Source organism: Listeria grandensis, from assembly GCF_014322885.1.
In the GTDB taxonomy this organism is placed as follows: domain Bacteria; phylum Bacillota; class Bacilli; order Lactobacillales; family Listeriaceae; genus Listeria_A; species Listeria_A grandensis.
In genome coordinates this window covers 47,415-69,301 of record NZ_JAASUG010000011.1, presented here as the reverse complement: position 1 = coordinate 69,301, position 21,887 = coordinate 47,415, and the positions used below count along the sequence as shown (strand labels likewise).

Genomic DNA, 21,887 nt, shown 5'->3' with positions numbered 1-21,887 from the left:
GCTGGTTACATAGTTTTTTGAAGGATTATGTTGAAATTCTGGTAGTATAACAATTTGTGCCGCATGTGGGTTGATTATCTTAATAAAAAACTGGGAGTGACAAAATGAAAAAAATGCATAATCGTTTTTGGTTTTCCACCGTATTTATTCTTTTTATTTTTGTAGTGATTCTTTCAGGAGAATCGGTTTGGGGAGAGCGGGAAGTAGTTGCTCCAAAGGCGGCAGTCGCGATTGAAATAGGAGCATCTTCTCTAAATGGAACATATACAGCAGGCACTTACGGGCAAGGAACAATGCGACTCGTTTATCAGTACTCACCATTGCTGTCACTGACGCTAAACGAAGTTCCACTTGCTATTGTTCAAATTCCAAGCGAAATCGGTGACCAGTTAGTCGGTAATCCAACAAAACAAGCTTCTTTTTTGAAAAGTTTAACAGGGACGATTACCTATCCACTTAACACGCTGGCCAATCAAAGTTTTGATATACAATCAGTAAGCAGTAATGTCATAAAAACATATAATGAAGCCACACATGCAGTTGTTTTCACGTATCCAAGGAGCACGACTCTTCTAACTATCACGAATATCTGGAAAGTAGACATGATTATAGATGCCGGTGTTCTTTATAAAAATAGCATAACAGTTCCACCAGCTTACAACGGCGTGAACTACACTGCAAAAGGAACACTCGTAGCTGCAACAGAGGGCATCACGATATCAACTGGAAATACGAAAATGACAACGATCCCAAGCGCGACATTTGGCATTGGCAATTATCCAGTTTTAGGAATCACCCCACCAAAATTAAATGACACAATGCAACATCTTGGCACAGTCATCAGTGGTACAGCCAATCAAGTCTTAGACACTAATTATACATACACCGCTGATATCATATACAAAACAAGAGCAGGAGTCACAACAACAATAACCAATTTGCCAGTTGCCATCAACGGAAGTTTTACGACAACATTGGCAACACCATATGAGTATGGCGATACAGCAACAGCCATTTTAAAAGCAACGTCTAAAATAAATACGGACACTTATGAATCACAGCCAAGTCCATTAATCACTGCTAAATGGCCTGTCCAACCCGCTACTCTTACCTCTCCGAAAGTAGGCGAGACACAAATTACAGGAACAGCATCTGAATCAAATCCTGGCGTATATAAAGCGCATATCACAATCAATCAAACTAGTTACGACACGCCACTTCAAGCTAATGGGACTTTTGCGTTAACAGGTATTCCTGATTTACGATTAGGTGACCAAATCAGTGTTACGATAGACGGCTATAGCACACGAACAGGCGAACGGCTCATATCCAGCACAGCTACTATGGTATCCGTTATCTATAACATGCCAATGCTTGCAATTACCCAACAATTTGAACGCAAAAACGCTGCCGACGTTTGGGAAATTGCAACGGATACTGCATCTGACCAAGAAATTAGGTATACGATTACAACAACACTACAAAATAGTAATGCGGTCTGGAACAAGCAAAACATAAAAATCAATATTCCAGTCGGACTTATCGATTTAAAAGATATCACGCTCGCCAAAATAAGTACCACCACAGAGACGCAACTTACAGCTCCAACAACGATAGATGATAGCACAAGTCCATCTTTAAAATCCCTTTTTAGCCAAATAACGAACAATCCATTAATATCGCAAGGAGACAAAATCCGTATCCAATTCAGCGCGAAAGTCATCCGAGAAGGCTATCCAGCATCCCTAATTAGCAAAGTATGGCTAAATGGCGAGACTGATAACACTGTTCCAATTCTAGAGCAAACAAATAGCATGTCCATATTAGTTACAGACGGTACGCTAAAACTCGTCGAAGTTCCCAATACAATCGCATTCACAAACATCCCTGTTCCTAGCAAACCACAAACATATAATCGCACAAACACAGTTGGTACAATCAAAGTCCGTGATGGTCGTGTCAAAAAAACAATATGGCAACTATTTATCCGTGAACAAACACCATTAACCAACGCTAACAATCAACAACTTCACCAAAGCATCATCTACAGCCAAAATGGTGCGGATACCTTACTAAACTCAGAAAACCAACCTATTTTTGCACATAAAGTCGAAAACAATCAAGTCTACGAATTAGTATGGCAAGCTTCAGAAGGAATCCGTCTAAAACTAGCACCCAGTCCAGACATTAAAATTAATCAACATTACACTGGTGAATTAGTATGGACATTAACCGACACACCCACGTAATTAAATTAGGCCAAACACCTAGTTAATTAAATAAAAAGAAGAAAGTAGGAAAAAGGATGAAAAACAAAATCTGGTACTTAAGCGCAATCGTTGCAAGCAGTTTGGTTATAGGAGGTATTTCAGCGACGGCTGCAACTGCAGGAAGCATGGATTCTATCACAGATGCAACTTTTATCCAAGACACGACAGTAACAGCGCCACTTGATCCGACAGATCCAAACACACCAGTTACTCCTCTCGATCCAACAGACCCAGCAGACCCACATACACCAGGAACAGCTGGCCCGCTGAGTATCGATTATGTCTCCAATTTTCATTTTGGAAGCAACGTTATTAGTCCCCTCAGTAAAACATACTATGCAAAACTAGATAAAGTGAAAGTGGCTAGTTCTGGTAATGTTATTAGCGTACCCAACTTCGTACAAGTGACTGATAAAAGAGGAACCAATGTGGGCTGGAAACTAACCGTGAAACAAAATGGCCAATTCAAAACACAAGGTGCAACACCAAAAGCACTAACTAATGCCGAATTGAGTATAGTGGCTGGTACAGCAAAATCACTAACAGATGCAGCTTACGCACCAACAACATCAATCGCAACACTTGATCCAACAGGTGCCGCGTCATCCGACATAGCTGTTGCTGCAGCAGATAAAGGAATGGGAACATGGGCCATCGCATTTGGTGAAGATGCAACTGCAGCGGCATCTGCCATCAGTCTAAAAGTTCCGATGGGTACAGCCAAAGTTGCCAACGAACCGTATAAAACTACACTCACTTGGAATTTAGAAGACACACCAAACTGATAATCCACATGTTGGGGTTGTAAATCACGGCCCCAACATAAATACTAACAAGCAGAAAGGAGGCATCCGAATTGAAAATAAAAAGCTTAGTCATATTGTTCCTTTTGACAATTATCTTAATCATGCCAACGCGAGCTAACGCCTCTGAACTCAGTTTTTCCGTCCAAGCATTACTCCCAGAAAATCAAATCAATCAGCTACATACTTATTTTGACTTACTGATGAAACCCAATCAAAAACAAACCATCCAAGTTGCGATAAAAAATGATAAAGATGAAGAGATTCAAGTAGAAGTAAACGCCAATACTGCGATTACAAATAGTAACGGTATCATCGAGTACACTAATCCCAATCCCAAAATAGACAATACCTTAAAAACGGAATTTAGGAGTATTGTCCAAACAGAAAATCTTATTATCATTCCAAAAAATAGTACCAAAAACGCAGCATTCACTATCCAAATGCCAGAAAAACCTTATAATGGTATGATTCTCGGTGGGCTTCATTTTATGGAAAAAGACAAAGAGGCGTTAACCAAAAAAACAGATAGCCTTCAAGTCGATAATCGCTATTCCTACACAATAGGCGTGGTATTACAAGAAAACAGAACTAAAATAGCGCCAGACCTAACTCTACCAAGCGTTAAAAAAGGCCAAATACTAGGCCAAAACACTATTTTCACAACCTTAAAAAACCCGAATGCTACTATACTTGGAGACCTCTTTATAACAGCAAGTGTCTACAAACAAGGAGAAACAAGTCCAATCAAACAACAATCAACTAAAAATTTACGAATGGCGCCAAATTCCAATTTTGACTATGCTATCAAATGGGACAATCAAAAATTCAAGCCAGGAAAATATAAAGTAGTGATTGAAGCAAAAGGGAAAGAGAAAAACTGGAAGTTACAAAAAAACTTTACAATTACCGCCAAAGAAGCAAAAATATTCAACGACAAAGCTATCAACTTGAAGCAAACAGGCATCCCAATATGGCTATACATCGTTGGAACATCACTTGTCGTATTACTCGTCGGATTCATCGCATATAGAATAGGGAAAAGAAGGTAAACCCTAATTGGTATGCTATGTCAAGGGCATGTGTAAGAAATGGTTTCTGTATTGTGCAGGAGCCATTTTTGAGATTCCGTCGATAGCGATAATGAATAGAGGCAACCATTATAGGGAGGGGGATTTCAGTAAACCAAAAATGCCTATATCATGAACTTTTTTCGAAGTGTCCATTTTATAGGTATCATTGTGCTATTCTGTTTCTTCATTTTGCTGTAATATTTTCGCGTATAAATCCGCATATAAATCCTGATAATCCGTATTTTCTAAATGATAGATTGCGTTGTTTTCAGCTAAGAAAAGCTCGTTCTTAGGTACTTTACTAACAGGATACTTACTCAAAAATGCGTTTGACGGGACATAGTTATCACCAGACGTACTGTGACGGAGGTAGAGGTAATAAGATTTTCCTATCTCCATTTTTTTGTAATAATCCAGAGTCAGCGTTATCTTCTTTCTATCAATTGGAACATTTGTCGCTACATCCTCCATAACTTTAATCTTGTCACTAATTTTTAAAGTATTGGTGGCATCTTTTTGTATGTTCTTTATGGTGACTCCGCTCATGGTATAAAATTCGGTAGGCATGGTATTTTGTTCACTTTCCTTGGTTACGGTTTGCTTTTCGTCATTTTTAACAACTTCTACAATAATTGGCGAGGTGTTCTCCAATTCTCCAAGACTGGAAGCGAGAGAAGTGTATTTTCCGGGAGATGAGATAATAGTTTTTTCATCTGTTGGAAACTAAGAAAATAGTTGGTATCACTAATTTGGAAGCGCTTAAGATGAATAAACGTCATTTCACGATAAAATCCGTTTTGCAGGCTTAAAGTATGTTAAGATGAAAGCGTATTAATAATGACAAAGAGGAGTGCTTGCATGAAAAAACAGAAGATATGGATCCTAATTTTAAGCTGTTTGGCTCTAGTTGCATGTGGCAAAGAGAAGACTGAAGAGGCTACTAAACCAAACAGCGAACTAAAAGCCAGTGTGCATACATCGATTGAGGATGTTACGTATGATCAGGCAATTAAGGAAGCAGATTTAATTGCAGAAGTTAAAATTGGAAAAGTAAACGATATTGTAGAGGGCGGAAATAATATTGTTGCAAAAACAAAATTTGAAGGTTCAATAGAAAAAGTCTACACAGGGAGTAAGAAAAGTAATGAGGCTATCTATGTTTTACAAGAAGGTAAAGAAGGCATGGAGATTGAAGATTATCCTCTATTCCAATCGGGCGAAACCTATATTTTGATGCTGATGGATTCAGGAGATGGCAAGACATTTTGGATTAAAGGTCAAGTGAATGGAACTTATTTTGTTGATGGAGACGCGACGTTAAAATTCGGTGACACGGAGCCAACCTTACCTGAGAAGAAGGATATTAGTGCCCTAGACGAAAACATCATTGAGAAACAAGAAGAAACAGCTAATAATTCGCAAGTCTTAGATACAGAAGCCTTCCAATTGCAACTTGAAAAGGATGTGAAGGAATGAAGAAATTTTACATTACTAGTCTGATATTTATCCTACTCATGACGATTTTTAGCCCAGCTTCCAAGGCCCATGTTGTTGGTAATGTTGGCAGTGAGACGGCAGGTTACATTATCAAAGGTACACATTTAGCCAAGCGAACATCCGATTGGACAACCTATTCGCTGGCAATTCCGAGCGCGTATGTTGATATCACTAACGAAGGAGCAAAAAGATGGCGAGAAACCGGTATTTATCAAATTTCCAATAAAGTCGCGAAATCAATAAATACCATCAACACAAATAATGATCCGCTTTCATCAGCATATGCCGTAACAACGTCGTATTACTACACTGACGATTATAAAATTATTCAATGGCATATCAAGTATAATATCTACCTTATGGTGAAGTTGACGAATGCTCAAAAACAAGCGGTTGCAACACATGAGATTGGGCATACCCTAGGATTGAAAGACTTATATAATACGAACAATAACACAAATATCATGTACGGCTACGGTGGGGATGCATTAAAAGCCTCAAAACCATCCAATAAAGATAAGGTAGGAGCAGCAATTGCAGTGAAGTAGAAATATAAAACCAGCACTTAACGACTAGGTGCTGGTTCATTTTCTATATTTGAAGACAAAACTAGCACTCAAAATGAGAAAAGATGCAACAGAAATAATAACAGCAACCGAAAAACGCTCCCCTAGCAAAAAATACCCAACTAAAAATAACATAATCGCTCCTGTAAAAACTCCCAATAAATAATCAACCACTTCATTTCGCATCGACTATCCCATCCTTTTATGTTAAAATTCTAGCAAAAATTTGAAAAAGAATCGCGTTCAGGACGAAAAACCAAGCGTTCACGACAAATTTGGTTTTTCGTCCCTTTTTTGTGTTATTATAAAAAATGTATATTATACGGTTAGCTACATTCATTTATTGAATGGGATTCGCGCGTCATTGCTCAGTTAAAATAATCATAGCACGAAAATATGCGCTGTGACTGATTCTATCCTGAATGACCTTATTTCCATCTTGAACGCCAATTCTTTGCATAAAAAAGTATTGCGAACCTGCCAATATACCTATATAATTAGGAGATTCGATGATTGAAAAGGAGACCAACATGCAAGAGATTCAAACCTATTTTCTATCAGCAGTATTAGGGTGTAGCGTACAAATCATTTCTTTACTTATGGGAATTCAGATTTTCAGCAAGAGAATTTTCTCAAAATTATATTTGATTATCCTATTCTTAATTTTATTGATAAGTGGACTATTATTGCTTTATTACGTGCAATATTATTCGTTAGTATTCACGATGTGCGTGTTGATATTTGCAATACGATATAAAAAAGGCACATGGCTATTGTCGCTGAGTTTGCCATTTATATGCCTGGTCTATCTCGTTGCAGTGGATTATTTCATAAATTCTTCGGCACTCATGCTATTTCACTCAACCGTAGAAGAAAACATTTCTAACCCTAAAATTTATCTTACTATCTATATATCTTGGCTAATCGTGACTTACTTATTCTATAAAGTAAGTGCCCAAATAATATTTAGCGAGAAAATTAGAGAAATAGCGACTAAAAATAAAGTAATGCTACTTATTACGTTAATTGTCACGATTCTTATTGTATATTTGCACATTTATTTAGAATCAACCTATCAATTTGCAAATGAAATTGTGTTCTCAAATGCCATCCTATTCCTCATCTACTTCCTATCCATCGCCATGATTTTCATGCTCATCCTCAAAACCAGCGAACGGCAGGCAGAGGCGGAGAGTCAGGCGTTAAAAAAGCGGTAATTAGAGGAATACGTAGCATCGATGGAAAAGCTATACAGCGACATGAATACGTTTCGGCATGATTATATCAACATTTTGGCGAGTTTGAATGGTTATATCGAAAAGGGCGACGACACATTACTGCAGGCGTATTTTGAAGATACGATTTTGCCGTTATATATAAATAGAGAAACTGGAGGCAGCGGAGAATGATGAGTATTTTTAGTAGTAACAGTGTTTTTATTTGGATCATACTTATTGCGGTGGCGTGTGTGGTGCTATTTATCGGGATGATGTTCTTGATGAAAAAACGGGTGAGGATTTCCAAAACGCAGCGGTATTATATATTTTTAGCAATTGGAATTATTATCGTGACCGCGGTGATTTTGCAGTTGACGCTCTACATGTCTAGTACATATCGGTTCCCGAAAACGATACTTTATCTGACGGAGATTCTTTTCGCGGTGTATTTGGGAATTATTTGCTTGGTGTTGGTGAAGGTGTATCGCGCGAATTTGAAAGAGGCACAAAAGCGGAATCAGGAGGAGCAAATGGTGCAACTGCAGCAGTACGTGGCGAATGTCGAGCAACTGCAGGCGGATGTGGTGCATTTCCAGCAGGACTATGTGGAAGTGTTGGCGAACTTGGAAACGCTGATTTCGAATGGTCAAATGGAGGAATTAGCGGCATATTTCGACGCGAATATCATGCCGGTGAACAAGAGCATGGTGGATAATAAATACAAGTTATCGCAAATTAAGAATATGCATGTTTTGGAGTTAAAAGGCTTACTAGCGGCTAAAATGATGCGTGCACAGGAGCTGAAAATCGATGCCCAGTTGGAAATCGTGGAACCGATTGAGACGATTTCGATGTATAAAGTGGAGTTATGTCAGATTGTCGGAATCTTGCTCGATAACGCAATCGAGGCAAGCGAAGGGCAATCAGGCGCGTTTATGAAAGTGGCTTTTGTAAAGAATGAGAATACGGTGACACTGTTGGTGCAAAATAGCTTGCCGGAAAACATGCCAGAGATTCATCAAATGTTTGAAAAAGGATTCTCAACAAGAGGGGAGAATCGTGGCTTGGGACTGTCAATCGTGCGAGGAATTCTGAATAAAAATCCATCCGTTGTGTTAGATACGCAAGTGCTGGAAGGCGAAGCGTTTATGCAAGGGTTGGTTATTAGGCAGTAGGGGGAAATTGGGATGCTAGCAGTTATAGTTACTGGAACATGTCAAATGTTTATCTTGGCGATTGGAACAAACATACTATTGAAAAAAGTCTTATCAAAAATCGAAGTTCTTATTGTCGGAACTATATTGGCAATTGGTGGCCTGATACTACTTGCGACGGTTCAGTACTTTGCATTAATTTACGCTATTGGTGTACTAGTGGCGGTTCTTAGATTTAAAAAAGCAAGTTGGTTTATGGCTATTGTTGCTCCTATTACAAGTCTGCTAATTATGATTGTGAGTGACTATACTATTATTTGGTCTACAATCATGCTACAAGTAGAATATCAAGATCTATTGATGAATACGCCATTTGTTTATTCCGCCTTTCAGTCTGCGATTATGCTGTTGTATATTTTTATCGCTGCCCAATTTTTCACGAGATTAAAGAGCAACTACCTTGTGTTAATTCTTTTAGTAGTGACGATTGTCATTATTTATATTTTCATTTATATAGGTTCTTTATATGAGTTTCCTACAGATATCCTTACTATCTTTACGATATTATTTACTACTTTCTCAGTATTAACAGGTATTGTATTTGTTGTAGTCACAAAAATTATACAGAGTCATATAGAAAACCAAGAGCGTGAAGTTGAGCTAAATCATTTAAAAGATTACACGAGCCGGATGGAACATATGTATATTGAAATGAGCACGTTTAAGCATGATTACATTAATATTTTAACGAGTTTACACGGTTATATAAACAACGGAAATCAGCAAAAGCTAGAGGAATATTTTCAAAACTCAATTACTCCTCTAGCTAGAGAAATAGAATCTAATAAAACACGACTATCAAAATAGACAGGAGATTTTTATGTATTCACTATTAGTGCTGTTTACGGCGGGAACATACCAAATATTTGGTATTGTAATCGTTACTAATGTTCTAGCTCAGAAAGTTTTATCCAAAAAAGATATAGTCATAATAACAATTATTATGGCACTTGGAGGTCCTATTCTCCTAAGCATGATAGAGTACTTTTCACAAATATATACATTGGGAGTGCTGGTATTATTTTTGAGATGGAAAGGCATTCGTTGGCTTAACTCTTTTATGTGTGTTGTAGTGGCTCAAATAGTACTCCTTATAGGTAATTATGTAGTTGGAGTATTTGCGCTCAATGTTTTGGGGTTAAACAGTCAAGATTATAGTACTAGCCTATTCGATGCTGTGTTTGCAATGATAGTGTTTATAACACCATGCCTTACAATTGCGTATATGCTAGCTCTCGGTATTCGCGGGATATTACATAAAAATAAATTTGAAAATACAGTGAAAGATAGTGAGTATGTGATAGTAGCTTTGCTCTTACTAACTATTGTAATTATGTATACTCTCATTCATCTGGAGAATGTTTTAGGGATCCCTATTGAAACTGGTGCGCTATATGTTTTTATATTTATAGCTCTACTCTTAGCAATTGGTATTGTATTTGTGATTATAACTAAGGTTGAAAATGCGCGAGCTGAACAAATAAAGCAAAAACAAGAATTGGCACAGTTACATGATTATACGTATAACTTAGAGAAGATATATAGCGAAATGAGTCTATTTAAGCATGATTACATTAATATTTTAGCTAGTATTCAAGGATACATTACAAACGGTGATATAGATTCATTAGATCGTTATTTTAGTGAAACGATTAAACCTTTACAGAATTTCGAATCATCGAACATGGATAACATCTGTTAGCATCGGGGGAAAAATATGAATTCAGAACATATGATAATTATTACCCAAATATATTGTATTGTGATTTCGGTGAACATATTAGCAAATAAAGTATTTTCATAGTAGGAGCACTGTTAGGGATATGTGGGGACATAGTATTTCCTTATATACAATATTATGTGCCAATTGCTATAGATAGCTGTTTTATTCATATTAATACTGAGGTGGAAAAAGAGACGCTGGCTTGTTTGTATTGCAGCACCATTACTAACAATTCTTCTTTTAGTCAGAATAACTTACTATCCTGTAGATATGATCTTTAGAGTTATATCTAGTTTAACAAAATGGATATGGAATTATGATATATTGACGAATATTATTTTGGCTAATATAGTATATTGCGCTATTTTTCCAATATTGACCTATATCGTTTCGACGGTAGTTAGCCGCTTAATTCGAAGCACATCATATGTGAGAACAATAAATAAAAATGCATACGTACTTGTATCTATTATAGTAATTACAGTGTTTATCGTGTATTCATTTATCTATATTCAGTCATTGTACAAATCTTCAAGTGAAGTGGGCTTTATTAATGGGATTATATTTGTGATTCTACTGGCTATGATTGTGGGGACAACCTTTGTTTTTTCAAAGATTAATCAGGCACGAATCAACATAGAAAAGCAGAAAATGGAGCAAGAGCAACTAACAAAATACACACTAGCTCTTGAAAAACTTTCAAATGAGATGAGCGACTTCAACCACGACTACATTAATATTTTAGCAAGTTTACACGGTTACATTGAAAAAGGCGATCAACTTCTCCTTAAAAATTACTTTCAAGAAACAATTAAGCCACTAAATCAAGTATTAATAAACAACAAAAATCAGCTTTCCGAATACACAAATAGAAAGGACTTAACCCAATGATTCCAATCTACATATGCGAAGACGACGAAATGCAGCGAAATAAAATTGTGGGGTATATCGAAGACTACATCACCATCGAACATCAAGATATGCGCGTTCTACTTGCAAAGGAAAATCCCACGAAACTACTAGACGCAAGCAAGAAAAAGAAAGAGTCAGGTCTGTATTTCCTTGATGTCGCCTTAAAAACACAAACAATTAACGGTTTTGAACTAGCAAAGGAAATTAGAAAAACCGATCCGCGAGGGTTTATTGTATTTATTACTTCCCATTCGGAAATGAGTTATCTAACATTCACCTACAAAATCGAAGCTATGGATTACATCATCAAAGACGACTACGATAATATTCGGAAACGTGTCATCGAATGTATGGAAAGTGTTAGCAAACGAATTGATAACCACGGAAACAAAGGCAAATACTTAACGATAAAAATAGATGATCGAATTATCCACGAGCCGCTAGAAAATGTCCTGTTCATTGAAACTTCTCCGCGTGCACATAAAGTAATATTACACAGTAGAAACCGCCAAATTGAGTTTTATGGAAAATTAAGAGAAATGGAATCTGAGCTAGACGATCGATTTTACCGAACACATCGCGCATTCTTGGTGAATCAAGATCACATCTTAGAAGTTGATACGAATAAAAATGTCATTCATATGGTTAATGGAGAAAAATGCATGGTGTCCACAAGAAAAATAAAAGGTTTAAAAAAATAAAAATCAGGGATGAAACAGAGTTTTGCAGCTTTTTTTCATCCCTTTTTTTTGGGGTAAATCAATGAAAAGTTATATTAATTACTTAAAAATGACCTCTTTTTTACGTTTACGAACGAAATCGCGACGTTCACGACCAAATAGAAAAAATGATGAATTATTGTCGTATAATAAGTTTATGGAAATAAGGCTTACCGAGATGAGCAGATTGAGTCCCATTATTCGACGCTGAAAGGAGTAGATCATGACATGATGAAACCGTTTGTTCAAGCAAAAATGGCTAGCACACAACCATGCTTATTTTTCCAAAAGGAAATCGTGCGTGATTTGCAATTTTTTAGCCCCGTTTTGGCTAAAATTAATTTAGTAGACCGTAATAGTGGGGATTCGAAGTGGGATTGTCTCATGTTAGCAGTATTTTCAAAGCTTGGATGTGAATATATAAATAGAAAAGACTACTTTTTGGACCAGTTTCCAGTATCAAGCCATCAGCCAAAATATAAAATGTTGATTACATATCGTGGATACATCTATTTTTTGGATAGCATCACGAGGCACGTTGGAATCAGTGATAACCGGTTTTTAGTAGGACTTAATCGCGACAAGCTGTACATGATTGTTTATCGGGATGAGGCGCTGTATAGTAAGCCGCTGCTGAGAGGGAAGAGCAATCTTCTCTCCCAGGACGGAATGGTAACACGAAACATAGAGAAAATATTGAATGAGAATGAAATACCGAATGATAGGGTAGAAATTGAAGAGTTCGTTAATTCGGATAGGGCCAGTGAAATTTCGCTGGTCTCTGTCTGGGAATTAGCACTCGATGAATAGGGAGGCGAATTGGCATGTTTAGTTTGACCGTCCCCAATATGGCAGCAAAGATTACCAGAACGATTTTCCGTGATAGGGAAGTCGATGAAGACAGATTTGCGATTGTGAAGTATGGTGTAGAAATATTTTTAGTGAACGTGACGAAGGGAATTACCGTATACCTTGCCGCTGCCTTGCTTGGGATGATATGGCAGACATTAGTTGTACATCTTTCATACTTGTTCATTCGGAGGCATTCGTTTGGCTTGCATGCGAAGACTAGTTTGGGGTGTACAATTACAAGTGTTGTGATGTTTGTGGTATTGCCGTATTTTGTGAAGGAAGTGCAGTTGTCCGATTGGATAATTATGTCTATAAGCGCCTTCATTTTACTGAATATTGCGTTATTTTCACCTTCGGATACTGAAAATATGCCGCTTTTTAACGCTCAAAAAAGACACGTTTTGAGGCGAAAATCTATTTTAAACACATTTTTTATTTTAATGACACTCGTATTTATCCCTGTAGAAGTGGCAAAGACTTTAATACTGTTAGGTGCTTGTTACCAAGTCATTGCTATACATCCAATGACGTATAAATTATTAAAAAGGAGATATAAAAATTATGAGATTGAGCCTAGATAAATTAAAATTAAAGATTATGGAATTTATAGAGAAAAGGGCAAATAAGTATGCTGAAAAATCTGTGCAACAGTGCTGCTTACTGTATTCATATGAACCACCTACCCCAAATATACTGTTAACTAAAGATATGTAGTAATAACAACAACAGGCTTATGTTGTAAATTAGAGTATTTTAGACTATAATTTAGTTAAGATACTCTAAATATGATAGGAGCTTGTATGGAATTATTAATAGTCAATGTTTTCCAGGTTCTCTGTTTGCTTGTAGGGATTCAGGTTATAAGTAGAACTAGATTATCTTGGAAAATACTTATTAGTTTAGTTATTGGGCTGTCAATTACTGCCTATCCATTGTTTCTCATCTATAGCTATATTGCCATCATCTATATGATGTTAGTCTTTTTCATTGTACTGTTTTTGAGTACAAAGAAGGTATGGTTGTCTTTGATTAGTGTTACAATGGCCTTTATTGTGATAGTTTTGTCAGATGGTTTAACTAGTATAACTGCAAAATCCATTTATAATTCACAACCAATTATTGCTAGTATGATAATATTTGCATATGCTTGTGTGATTCTAAAAGGAATTGATATGATTTTAGGTAGAATTAATAAGGAAGTAATTTTTAAAGGAAGACATCTAATTCTTGTGGTTGTAGTCAGTGCTGTAACAGTAGGCTTATTTTATTATTATATCTGGCAGGGCGAAAAAGCTGGTTTTACAGATAATGTGTTGAGATCTAACGCCTTAGTATTTATCATTTATGCGATAATAATGAGTATAGTTTTATTGGTCATTGCAAAGAGCGCAATTAAAAACGCCAAAGTCGAAGCTCAAGCTTTACAAATGCGCCAACTCCGCGAATATGTTGGCGCACTTGAAGCGCTTCAAAAAGACATGCGGGTTTTCCGTCACGATTATGTGAACATCTTGTCTGGTATCAATGGTTTTATTTCGAATGAAGATATGGATGGGCTCAGCGTTTATTTCCGGACGAAGGTTATTCCGATGAACTCGGATATGGAGGTTAATATTTCCAAACTTTCGACGCTTCGGAATCTGGAAGTCATTGAACTGAAAGGCTTGTTTGCAACTAAGATGATTCGTGCTCAGGAAATGGGCGTGGATGCGCAAGTGGAAGTTTATAAGGTGATTGATAATATCAATATGGATAGCATTGACTTGTGTCGTGTTACTGGAATTTTGTTGGATAATGCGATCGAGGCTGTTATTGGTACTGGTGATCCGTCGATTCGTGTTGCAATTATTCAGAAAAAAGAAGCGATTGTACTCATTTTTGCTAATAGTTTACCAGAGGATTCGCCGCCTGTTCATCAGTTTTTCGAGGAAGGCTTCTCAACCAAGGGGGAAAATCGCGGAATCGGGCTACCCACTTTGAAAAAGACGTTAAAGAAATATCCGAATGTATCCCTAGACACGAAGGTAACGCAACATGGTTTTGTGCAGGAACTAGAAATAGGCTAACTTGGAGGGTGAGGAGATGATAGAGGTTTTTATCTGTGAGGATGAAGATAATCAAAGAGATGAGATTATTAAGCATGTCGAAAATTATATTATGATTGAGAATTTTGATATGGAACTTGCTTTATCCACAGGTGATCCTGAAGAACTATTATCCTACGTGCAATTTGGCGGCGAGGGTATGGGGCTTTACTTTCTGGATGTAGACTTGAAACATGCGCGGCTTGATGGTTTGGAGTTGGCGCAGAAAATCAGGGAATATGATCCAAGAGGGTTTATCGTTTTTATTACTACGCATGCAGAACTTAGTTACTTAACTTTTACATATAAAGTCGAAGCAATGGATTATATTATTAAGGACGATTTCGACAAAGTGCGCAATCGGATTTTTGATTGTATGAAAAGTGTAGAGGAACGGGTGAGCAGGGAGCGCAAAGATGTTGGCAAGTTCTTTACGACAAAATCGGATGAAAAAGTGATTCATGAACCGTATGATGATATTCTGTTTTTAGGAATTTCAGGCAAGGCGCGGAGGCTTATTTTGCATGGGAAAGATCGGCAAATCGAATTTTATGGACGAATCAAGAACTTGGAAGATAGCTTTGATGAGCGCTTTTACAAGACACATCGAGCATTTATTGTCAACACGGACAAAATCGAATCGGTCAATTATGTGACTGGCGAAATTACGATGATAAATGGGGAGATATGTTTGTTGTCTTCGAGGGCTAGCAGGGATTTTCGTGACTTTATCGATGGTCGTAAATAGCAAGAAAAACTCCCGAAACATCTCTGTGATAAGAGGTGCTTCGGGAGTTTCTGCTTATTTTAGACCAGCTTTATTGACTACGATATCATCGATAAGGCCGTATTCTTTTGCTTCGCTTGCTGTCATGAAGTTGTCACGGTCTGTGTCGCGTGAGATAACTTCGATTGGTTGGCCTGTGCGTTCAGCCATAATGGTGTTCATGCGTTCTTTGATTTTTAGAATGTGGCGAGCTGCGATCTCGATTTCTGTCGCTTGACCTTGTGCGCCACCTAGTGGTTGGTGAATCATGATTTCAGCATTTGGAAGTGCAAAACGTTTGCCGTCCGCACCAGCTGTAAGTAGGAATGATCCCATCGATGCAGCCATACCCATCGCGATTGTTTGAACGTCCGCTTTTACGAAATTCATTGTGTCATAAATCGCCATCCCAGCAGAGATACTACCACCTGGTGAGTTGATATAAAGGAAAATATCTTTCTCAGGATCTTGTGCGTCTAGGAACAACAACTGCGAAACAATCGAGTTTGCCACATTATCGTCAATGGCGCTACCTAACATAATAATCCGATCTTTTAGTAAGCGGGAATAGATGTCATAAGCGCGTTCCCCACGGCTAGTTTGCTCGATTACTGTTGGAATTAAATTCATAATAAAAACCCTCCTGTTTAGGTATATTTCATTTAAAAAGCATGTCTTTCTTGCCTTTTATTTCTTACTTGATGCTTCTATATTACACGAATGGTCAAACTAGGTCAAACGAAAGGCTTGAATGAAATTTTGATGTAAGATAAAGCTTGTGTAATTGGGAGTTTTCCGCTATAATTATTGATTGTGAGTGCATTAATAATTCGTCCTCGTGGTGCAACGGATAGCACGTAAGCCTCCGAAGCTTAAAATACAGGTTCGATTCCTGTCGAGGACATAATTGAGTAAACAAAAGAAGTCGTTAAACTGCGTTAACTTGTTGGTATGACAAGTTTTATATGCAGAATAACGACTTTTTGTATGGAAATGATATTTGGCCTTTTTACGAAATACCTACTATTAAAAACGCTTTCGTAATTATTGTTTTTATGTAACATTAATTTAACGGAAGGTGGTGGACATATGAGTAAGAGAATCTTGAGAGTCATAATAATTTTATTTATTTGTGTAGGTGGATATTTTGTGTACAAATTAAGTTTTGGAAGTTCGGATTATAAATGGGATGGACATAATAATGATTGGAGCGCCAAGTTTGGTATATCAAGGAACTCGGCGAAAGATATATATTCAGGTACAGTGAATTGGATGGGGGATTCAGGTGAGAAAGAAAAGATATACATCGATCGCATTGAGACTTTTTAAATGATAGCGTGAATACATATCCATCGTTATATGGTTAAAATTATGTTATTATTGTAAATATAAACTAGGAGTGAGGGTAATGAAAAAAAGAGAGCTTAAATTAATGTCAGCAGAGGAAACCGAGATGGTTGGAGAAACTAATAAAGAGCAGGTTTTGACGGAGGGCCAAGTTTTGAAATTTGATCAATATGTAGTTTTGAATGTAGAAACAGGGGTATTCTCGATTAAAGATGATGCAAAGCGAGAGTTGAGTTCAACAGAATTTAATTTATTACACGATAAAATCAATAATGCTAACCTTTTAACTGAAGAAATGATTAGCACTGAAAATATGGATGTTACTATTGATAGCCAAGGTGTCACCATTACTGAAAAATCTGCCAATGAACCTCAGCATTTAAAGAGAACGAAATATATTGAAGGTAAAAATGCGGTTAAAGTTTACTGGTGGGGGTTAAGAGTATGGGTGAAAAAAGCAACTGTCCATAAGATTGGCAATGGAGCAGCAATTGGAGGAATCTGGATTCCTGGATCTCTAATTGGAAAAGTTGTTTCTACTTTAGGAGTAGTTTTAAGCGCTTGTCCAGGCGGTATTGTCTTTAACTCAACGCCATCTCCTGTTCCAGCTAGTTTAGTTTGGGGTTCTGAATATCAATAATGCTTAAAAAATATTTTTAACAGTGTTTTCTGTTATTATTTTCTTATTGTCAGTATACTGTAATATATCAGCGTAGGTTATGGCTATACTAACTCTTATCTTTTTAATAATTTTATGGTTTGTAAATCCTAAAAAGAATAATAAATAGTGGATTGTATTGATTCTTATGTTAAATTAATCAAGACTGTAATCAGATAGAAGAAAGAGTAACCATCAAAACCACTTTATCTGGTAGAATGGTTGCTTTTTTATTATGATGGGGTGCGAATGGGGTGGAATGATGAGATTGGGTTATGCGTGTATTAATATGTCGATGCCTTCGAAGTTTCGGACGTGTCGGTTGCGGACGGTCGAGGAGCAGGGGCTGGAAAAGGTGAAGGAGATAGCGGTACATAATTTGGCGGAGGTTATTCGGGTTTTGGAGTGGAGTATTGCGCATGAGATTTATTTTTTCCGGATGTCGAGTGATTTGATTCCTTTTGCGTCGCATTCGGTTATGACGTGGGATTGGCAGCGGGATGCGGATATTTTGGCTTTGACGGCTGAGATTAGCCGATTGCGGGAGCTTCACGGGATGCGGTTGTCGATGCATCCTGGGCAGTATACGATTATTAATTCGCCGCGTGGGGATGTTGTGGAGAAGGCAATTGCGGAACTTTCGTATCACCAGCAGTTGTTGGATTTGGTCGGTGGTACAGACATGATTCTGCATATTGGTGGGGCTTATGGGGATAAGAAAACGGCAAGTGAGCGCTTTATTCGTGCATATAACGGCTTATCGGATGATATTAAGCGGCTTTTACGGCTTGAAAATGATGATAAGACGTATACGGCGAATGATGTTTTGGGGATTGCGAAGGCAACGGGGGCAACGGTTTGTTTTGATATTCATCATCACATTTGTAATCATGAGCCAGACGCGGATGTGGCGCAAATAGTGACGGATGTTTTTAAAACGTGGAAAACGACGCCAAAAATGCATATTAGTTCTGGAAAAACGGGTGCTACAGACCGGTCGCATCATGATTTGATTCATCTGGAGGATTTTCAGCAGTTAATGGGATTACTCGGTGGGCGGGATGTGGACATTATGTTTGAGGCGAAGCGCAAGGAGCAGTCTGTTTTGGCGTTGCGGGAGAAGCTATGAATGGAGGTTTACGGATGCGCCAAGTCATGATAAAATGATGATTAGTGAGTGATGGAGGCGAAATACGATGAAGAAGCGGACTCGTGCGGAGGAATTGATTTTTACGCGTAATAAAATTTTAACGACGGCTCGTGATCTGTTTATGGAGAAGGGCTATAGGTCGGTTTCTACTCGTGATATTGCGGCGCTGTGTCAGATGACGCAACCCGCGCTTTACCATCATTTTAAGGATAAGGAATCGCTTTATGTCGAGGTTGTTCGGCAGCTAACGGTTGAGATTCATACGGATATGATTCCGATTGAGCAGGCCAATTATTCGCCGCAAAAGCAATTAAGGGCTATGTTAATGATGCTGATTGAGAATCATCCGACGAATATTTTGATGATGATTCATGATATTTTGAATGAGTTGAAGAAGGAAAATCAGTTTTTGATGTTCCAGTTGTGGCAGTCGACTTATTTGGATCCGTTCAAGCGGCTTTTTGAAAGAATATCTGATGACGGAATGCTCCGAACAGGAGTGACGAGTGAGGCAGCGGCGAGCTATTGCTTGTCGACGATTAGTCCGATTTTTGCTAGTGATAGCCCGTTTCGGCAAGGTTCGATGTCTGATCGGATCGATGAATTGATTGATTTTATGATGTTTGGAATTTGTGAAAAAGAGGTATAATCGGAATGTCTCTTTTTTTATAAATAAATATTTATCATTTGATAAACGAAAATGTTGATCGACTGATAAATGAAATAAGGGGGAAGTTGAGATGAGTCATAGTATTTTTAGTAAAATTGCAAATGCGGTTGGGGGTAAGCGTGGCAGGTGGATTACGCTTGCTGTTTGGGTCTTGATTGTGGTTGCATTGCAAGTGTTCTTGCCTAAAACGGCGGACTATAAAGATGATGCGGCGCCTGATTTAGCGGCATCGGAGCCTTCTGTTGTTGCGCAAAAAGTGATGGATGAGCAGTTTCCAACTGGGGAAGGTACGCCGGCATTGATTACATGGTATCGGAGTACGGGTCTGACCAATAAGGATTTAGCGCAGATTCAGGAGTTTTCGAAGGAATTACAGCAAAATCCAGTGGAGCATCAGAAAACGGTGGTTTCTTATGATAAAATGCCGCTTCCAGTTGTAAAGCAACAGGTTTCAAAGGACGGCACGACGTTTATTCAGACGGTTTTGATGGATTCGGAGGCGACTTCGGATGAACTGAAAACGAGTTTTGAGGAGTTAGAAAAAACAGCGAATGGGATTTTTGTAGATAAACCGTTCGATCAGAAAGTGGATAGCAAGGATACGTTGACGGCGCGCACGACAGGACCGGCGGGGATTAGCGTAGATGCGACGGAGCTGTTTAGTGATGCGGATGTTTCGCTTCTAATTGGAACGGTATTACTTGTTTTGGTATTCTTACTTGTGATTTATCGATCGCCAATCTTGGCATTTATTCCGCTCATTGCGGTTGGCTTTGCGTATTTGGCGGTAACGCCGATCATTGCGTTGCTCGGGAAAGAGGGCGTGATTACGTATGGTTCGCAAGGGTTGTCGATCATGACGGTGCTGTTATTTGGGGCTGGGACGGACTATTGTTTGTTCTTGATAGCCAGATTTCGCAGTCAGCTTCATCATGATGAGAATCGCTATACTGCATTCAAAAAAGCTTTTAGTAACACGGCAGGAGCGATTGCGCTTAGCGGTTTCACAGTCATGGCGGCGCTACTTATTTTATTGGTCGCCAAATACGGCTCTATTCACAATTTTGCAGTGCCATTTAGCTTGTCGATTTTGATTATGATGATTTCTTCGTTGACGTTAGTACCAGCTCTACTTGGCATATTCGGACGGGTTTCATTCTGGCCATTCGTGCCACGTACAGAGGAAATGGCAAAAGCGCATGCTACGAAAAAAGGCAAGAAAGTCAAGCTGCACCGTGAAAATCGTTTTTGGCATCGTGTTGGCGAAATTGCAGCGCATCATCCGATTAAAACGTTTGTGATTACGATTTTGATTTTGGGTGGGTGTGCGGTTTTTGCGACGCAGGTGAAATATACGTATGATACGCTTTCGACATTCCCAAAAGATATGCCATCACGTGAAGGCTTTACGCTTATTAGCGATCATTTCGGTGCTGGTCAGTTGGCGCCGGTGGACTTGATTGTCAATACGAATGGTGAAAAAACGGATCTTCGGGCTAATTTGCAAAAACTGGATGGGATAGCAAATGTTTCTGTGGAGGTTCCTAGTACGAAGAACCCGGATTATAGGATGTATACGATTGAGCTTTCTGATAATCCTTACAGTAACGAAGCGATGGACGTGATTCCAGATATCCGCAACACGGCGGAAGCAACGCTAAGTGACGCGGGGATTTCCCCAAAAAATGTCTGGATTGCGGGTCAAACGGCGACACAATACGATTCACGAGCAGTGACAAAACAAGATGAGGCGTTAATTATCCCGCTTGTTATTGGCTTGATTGCGTTACTGCTACTCGCGTACTTGCGTTCGATAACGGCGATGGTGTACCTCGTGGCAACCGTTCTGCTCTCCTTTTTCAGTGCGCTTGGACTTGGCTGGCTTATTATCCATTATGTTATGGGTGTCGACGCGATCGCTGGGCTCATCCCGATTTATGCGTTTGTCTTTATCGTTGCGCTCGGTGAGGATTACAATATTTTCATGATTTCAAGCATCTGGAAAAAGAGCCGAGAGTTGCCACTACGTGAGGCTATAACGGAAGGTGTAGGGCAAACGGGTGGTGTTATCACATCGGCAGGTCTTATTTTAGCAGGAACATTCGCTGTTTTAACCACGTTACCAATTCAATTGCTCGTCCAATTTGGCTTAATCACCGCGATTGGCGTTTTGCTGGATACGTTTATTGTCCGTCCTTTCCTAGTCCCAGCGATTACAATGCTATTCGGAAAATGGGCGTTCTGGCCAGCAAGCGCGCCGAGAAACGATCATCTGCGTCGTTAAAATCTCCGTTCCGGTGCTCATATACAAGCCGTATATTCCGCTCCAGTACTCGCTTTTTCCTAGCATCTAATCATTTCTCGGC

The 21,887-nt window shown here is 38.5% G+C and carries 24 protein-coding genes and 1 tRNA gene; 22 read left to right on the top strand and 3 right to left on the bottom strand.

From position 1 onward, the window contains the following. The first annotated feature begins 104 nt into the window (after nt 1-104). The 3 genes from HCJ54_RS13340 to HCJ54_RS13330 all read left to right on the top strand — a co-directional run bounded on the left by HCJ54_RS13340 (nt 105) and on the right by HCJ54_RS13330 (nt 4,125). Nucleotides 105-2,249, top strand: coding sequence for a hypothetical protein (locus HCJ54_RS13340; RefSeq protein WP_187138001.1), 2,145 nt, complete (start codon nt 105-107; stop codon nt 2,247-2,249). Nucleotides 2,250-2,305: 56 nt separating this feature from the next. Then, a complete protein-coding gene (locus HCJ54_RS13335) occupies nt 2,306-3,055 on the top strand; it encodes a WxL domain-containing protein (protein WP_187138000.1) in 750 nt (249 codons plus the stop codon). Between the two features lie 71 nt (nt 3,056-3,126). Continuing rightward, a complete protein-coding gene (locus HCJ54_RS13330) occupies nt 3,127-4,125 on the top strand; it encodes a WxLIP family cell surface protein (RefSeq protein WP_187137999.1) in 999 nt (332 codons plus the stop codon). A 192-nt stretch (nt 4,126-4,317) separates the two neighbouring features. Here HCJ54_RS13330 and HCJ54_RS13325 read toward each other — a convergent pair whose 3' ends face one another. After that, the gene (locus HCJ54_RS13325) at nt 4,318-4,797 is read right to left on the bottom strand and encodes a hypothetical protein (protein WP_187137998.1); all 480 of its coding nucleotides are present in this window, start codon (nt 4,795-4,797) and stop codon (nt 4,318-4,320) included. 207 nt (nt 4,798-5,004) lie between these two features. On the opposite strand from HCJ54_RS13325, the gene HCJ54_RS13320 reads away from it, so the two are divergent. Both HCJ54_RS13320 and HCJ54_RS13315 read left to right on the top strand, forming a co-directional pair. Beyond that, entirely contained in the window at nt 5,005-5,622 is a 618-nt protein-coding gene (locus tag HCJ54_RS13320) for a hypothetical protein (RefSeq protein ID WP_187137997.1), read from the top strand. After that, the gene (locus HCJ54_RS13315; RefSeq protein WP_187137996.1) at nt 5,619-6,191 is read left to right on the top strand and encodes a zinc metalloprotease; all 573 of its coding nucleotides are present in this window, start codon (nt 5,619-5,621) and stop codon (nt 6,189-6,191) included. Before HCJ54_RS13320 ends, HCJ54_RS13315 begins: the two co-directional genes overlap by 4 nt. Nucleotides 6,192-6,227: 36 nt before the next feature. Here the strand turns inward: HCJ54_RS13315 and HCJ54_RS13310 are convergent, their stop codons facing one another. Continuing rightward, on the bottom strand, nt 6,228-6,395 hold the full coding sequence (locus tag HCJ54_RS13310; protein ID WP_187137995.1) for a hypothetical protein: 168 nt from the start codon (nt 6,393-6,395) through the stop codon (nt 6,228-6,230). Between the two features lie 323 nt (nt 6,396-6,718). Between HCJ54_RS13310 and HCJ54_RS13305 the strand changes: the two genes are divergently transcribed. The 11 genes from HCJ54_RS13305 to HCJ54_RS13255 all read left to right on the top strand — a co-directional run bounded on the left by HCJ54_RS13305 (nt 6,719) and on the right by HCJ54_RS13255 (nt 15,678). Beyond that, the gene (locus tag HCJ54_RS13305; protein ID WP_187137994.1) at nt 6,719-7,426 is read left to right on the top strand and encodes a hypothetical protein; all 708 of its coding nucleotides are present in this window, start codon (nt 6,719-6,721) and stop codon (nt 7,424-7,426) included. Nucleotides 7,427-7,447: 21 nt separating this feature from the next. Next, entirely contained in the window at nt 7,448-7,618 is a 171-nt protein-coding gene (locus HCJ54_RS13300) for a hypothetical protein (RefSeq protein ID WP_187137993.1), read from the top strand. Continuing rightward, nucleotides 7,615-8,601, top strand: coding sequence for a sensor histidine kinase (locus tag HCJ54_RS13295; RefSeq protein WP_187137992.1), 987 nt, complete (start codon nt 7,615-7,617; stop codon nt 8,599-8,601). The genes HCJ54_RS13300 and HCJ54_RS13295 overlap by 4 nt, the downstream gene beginning before the upstream one ends. Nucleotides 8,602-8,613: 12 nt before the next feature. Next, a complete protein-coding gene (locus tag HCJ54_RS13290) occupies nt 8,614-9,447 on the top strand; it encodes a hypothetical protein (RefSeq protein WP_187137991.1) in 834 nt (277 codons plus the stop codon). Nucleotides 9,448-9,460: 13 nt separating this feature from the next. Continuing rightward, entirely contained in the window at nt 9,461-10,342 is an 882-nt protein-coding gene (locus HCJ54_RS13285) for a hypothetical protein (protein WP_187137990.1), read from the top strand. Between the two features lie 345 nt (nt 10,343-10,687). Beyond that, nucleotides 10,688-11,254, top strand: a complete 567-nt coding sequence (locus HCJ54_RS13280) for a sensor histidine kinase (RefSeq protein WP_187137989.1) — start codon at nt 10,688-10,690, stop codon at nt 11,252-11,254. Continuing rightward, on the top strand, nt 11,251-11,976 hold the full coding sequence (locus tag HCJ54_RS13275) for a LytR/AlgR family response regulator transcription factor (RefSeq protein ID WP_187137988.1): 726 nt from the start codon (nt 11,251-11,253) through the stop codon (nt 11,974-11,976). Before HCJ54_RS13280 ends, HCJ54_RS13275 begins: the two co-directional genes overlap by 4 nt. Before the next feature lie 246 nt (nt 11,977-12,222). Beyond that, nucleotides 12,223-12,804 carry a hypothetical protein gene (locus HCJ54_RS13270; RefSeq protein ID WP_185410356.1) on the top strand — a complete coding sequence of 194 codons (582 nt, stop codon included), beginning with the start codon at nt 12,223-12,225 and terminating at the stop codon, nt 12,802-12,804. 14 nt (nt 12,805-12,818) lie between these two features. Continuing rightward, a complete protein-coding gene (locus HCJ54_RS13265; RefSeq protein ID WP_187137987.1) occupies nt 12,819-13,427 on the top strand; it encodes an accessory gene regulator B family protein in 609 nt (202 codons plus the stop codon). 591 nt (nt 13,428-14,018) lie between these two features. Then, nucleotides 14,019-14,912 carry a sensor histidine kinase gene (locus HCJ54_RS13260; RefSeq protein WP_187137986.1) on the top strand — a complete coding sequence of 298 codons (894 nt, stop codon included), beginning with the start codon at nt 14,019-14,021 and terminating at the stop codon, nt 14,910-14,912. Nucleotides 14,913-14,928: 16 nt separating this feature from the next. Then, complete coding sequence (locus HCJ54_RS13255; protein ID WP_187137985.1) at nt 14,929-15,678, top strand: LytR/AlgR family response regulator transcription factor; 750 nt, start codon at nt 14,929-14,931, stop codon at nt 15,676-15,678. A 54-nt stretch (nt 15,679-15,732) separates the two neighbouring features. Here HCJ54_RS13255 and clpP read toward each other — a convergent pair whose 3' ends face one another. Continuing rightward, entirely contained in the window at nt 15,733-16,326 is a 594-nt protein-coding gene (gene clpP, locus HCJ54_RS13250; protein WP_036062063.1) for an ATP-dependent Clp endopeptidase proteolytic subunit ClpP, read from the bottom strand. 202 nt (nt 16,327-16,528) lie between these two features. On the opposite strand from clpP, the gene HCJ54_RS13245 reads away from it, so the two are divergent. The 6 genes from HCJ54_RS13245 to HCJ54_RS13220 all read left to right on the top strand — a co-directional run bounded on the left by HCJ54_RS13245 (nt 16,529) and on the right by HCJ54_RS13220 (nt 21,805). Next, nucleotides 16,529-16,600: transfer RNA gene (locus HCJ54_RS13245), tRNA-Arg, on the top strand. Between the two features lie 185 nt (nt 16,601-16,785). Further along, the gene (locus HCJ54_RS13240) at nt 16,786-17,025 is read left to right on the top strand and encodes a hypothetical protein (RefSeq protein WP_187137984.1); all 240 of its coding nucleotides are present in this window, start codon (nt 16,786-16,788) and stop codon (nt 17,023-17,025) included. Between the two features lie 79 nt (nt 17,026-17,104). After that, entirely contained in the window at nt 17,105-17,683 is a 579-nt protein-coding gene (locus HCJ54_RS13235; protein ID WP_187137983.1) for a hypothetical protein, read from the top strand. A gap of 277 nt (nt 17,684-17,960) precedes the next feature. Next, entirely contained in the window at nt 17,961-18,830 is an 870-nt protein-coding gene (gene uvsE, locus HCJ54_RS13230; RefSeq protein WP_244966956.1) for a UV DNA damage repair endonuclease UvsE, read from the top strand. Nucleotides 18,831-18,897: 67 nt separating this feature from the next. Continuing rightward, nucleotides 18,898-19,500, top strand: a complete 603-nt coding sequence (locus HCJ54_RS13225; protein WP_187137982.1) for a TetR/AcrR family transcriptional regulator — start codon at nt 18,898-18,900, stop codon at nt 19,498-19,500. 91 nt (nt 19,501-19,591) lie between these two features. After that, nucleotides 19,592-21,805: an MMPL family transporter gene (locus HCJ54_RS13220; protein WP_187137981.1), complete on the top strand. Its 2,214-nt coding sequence runs from the start codon at nt 19,592-19,594 to the stop codon at nt 21,803-21,805. The last annotated feature ends 82 nt before the right edge of the window (nt 21,806-21,887 follow it).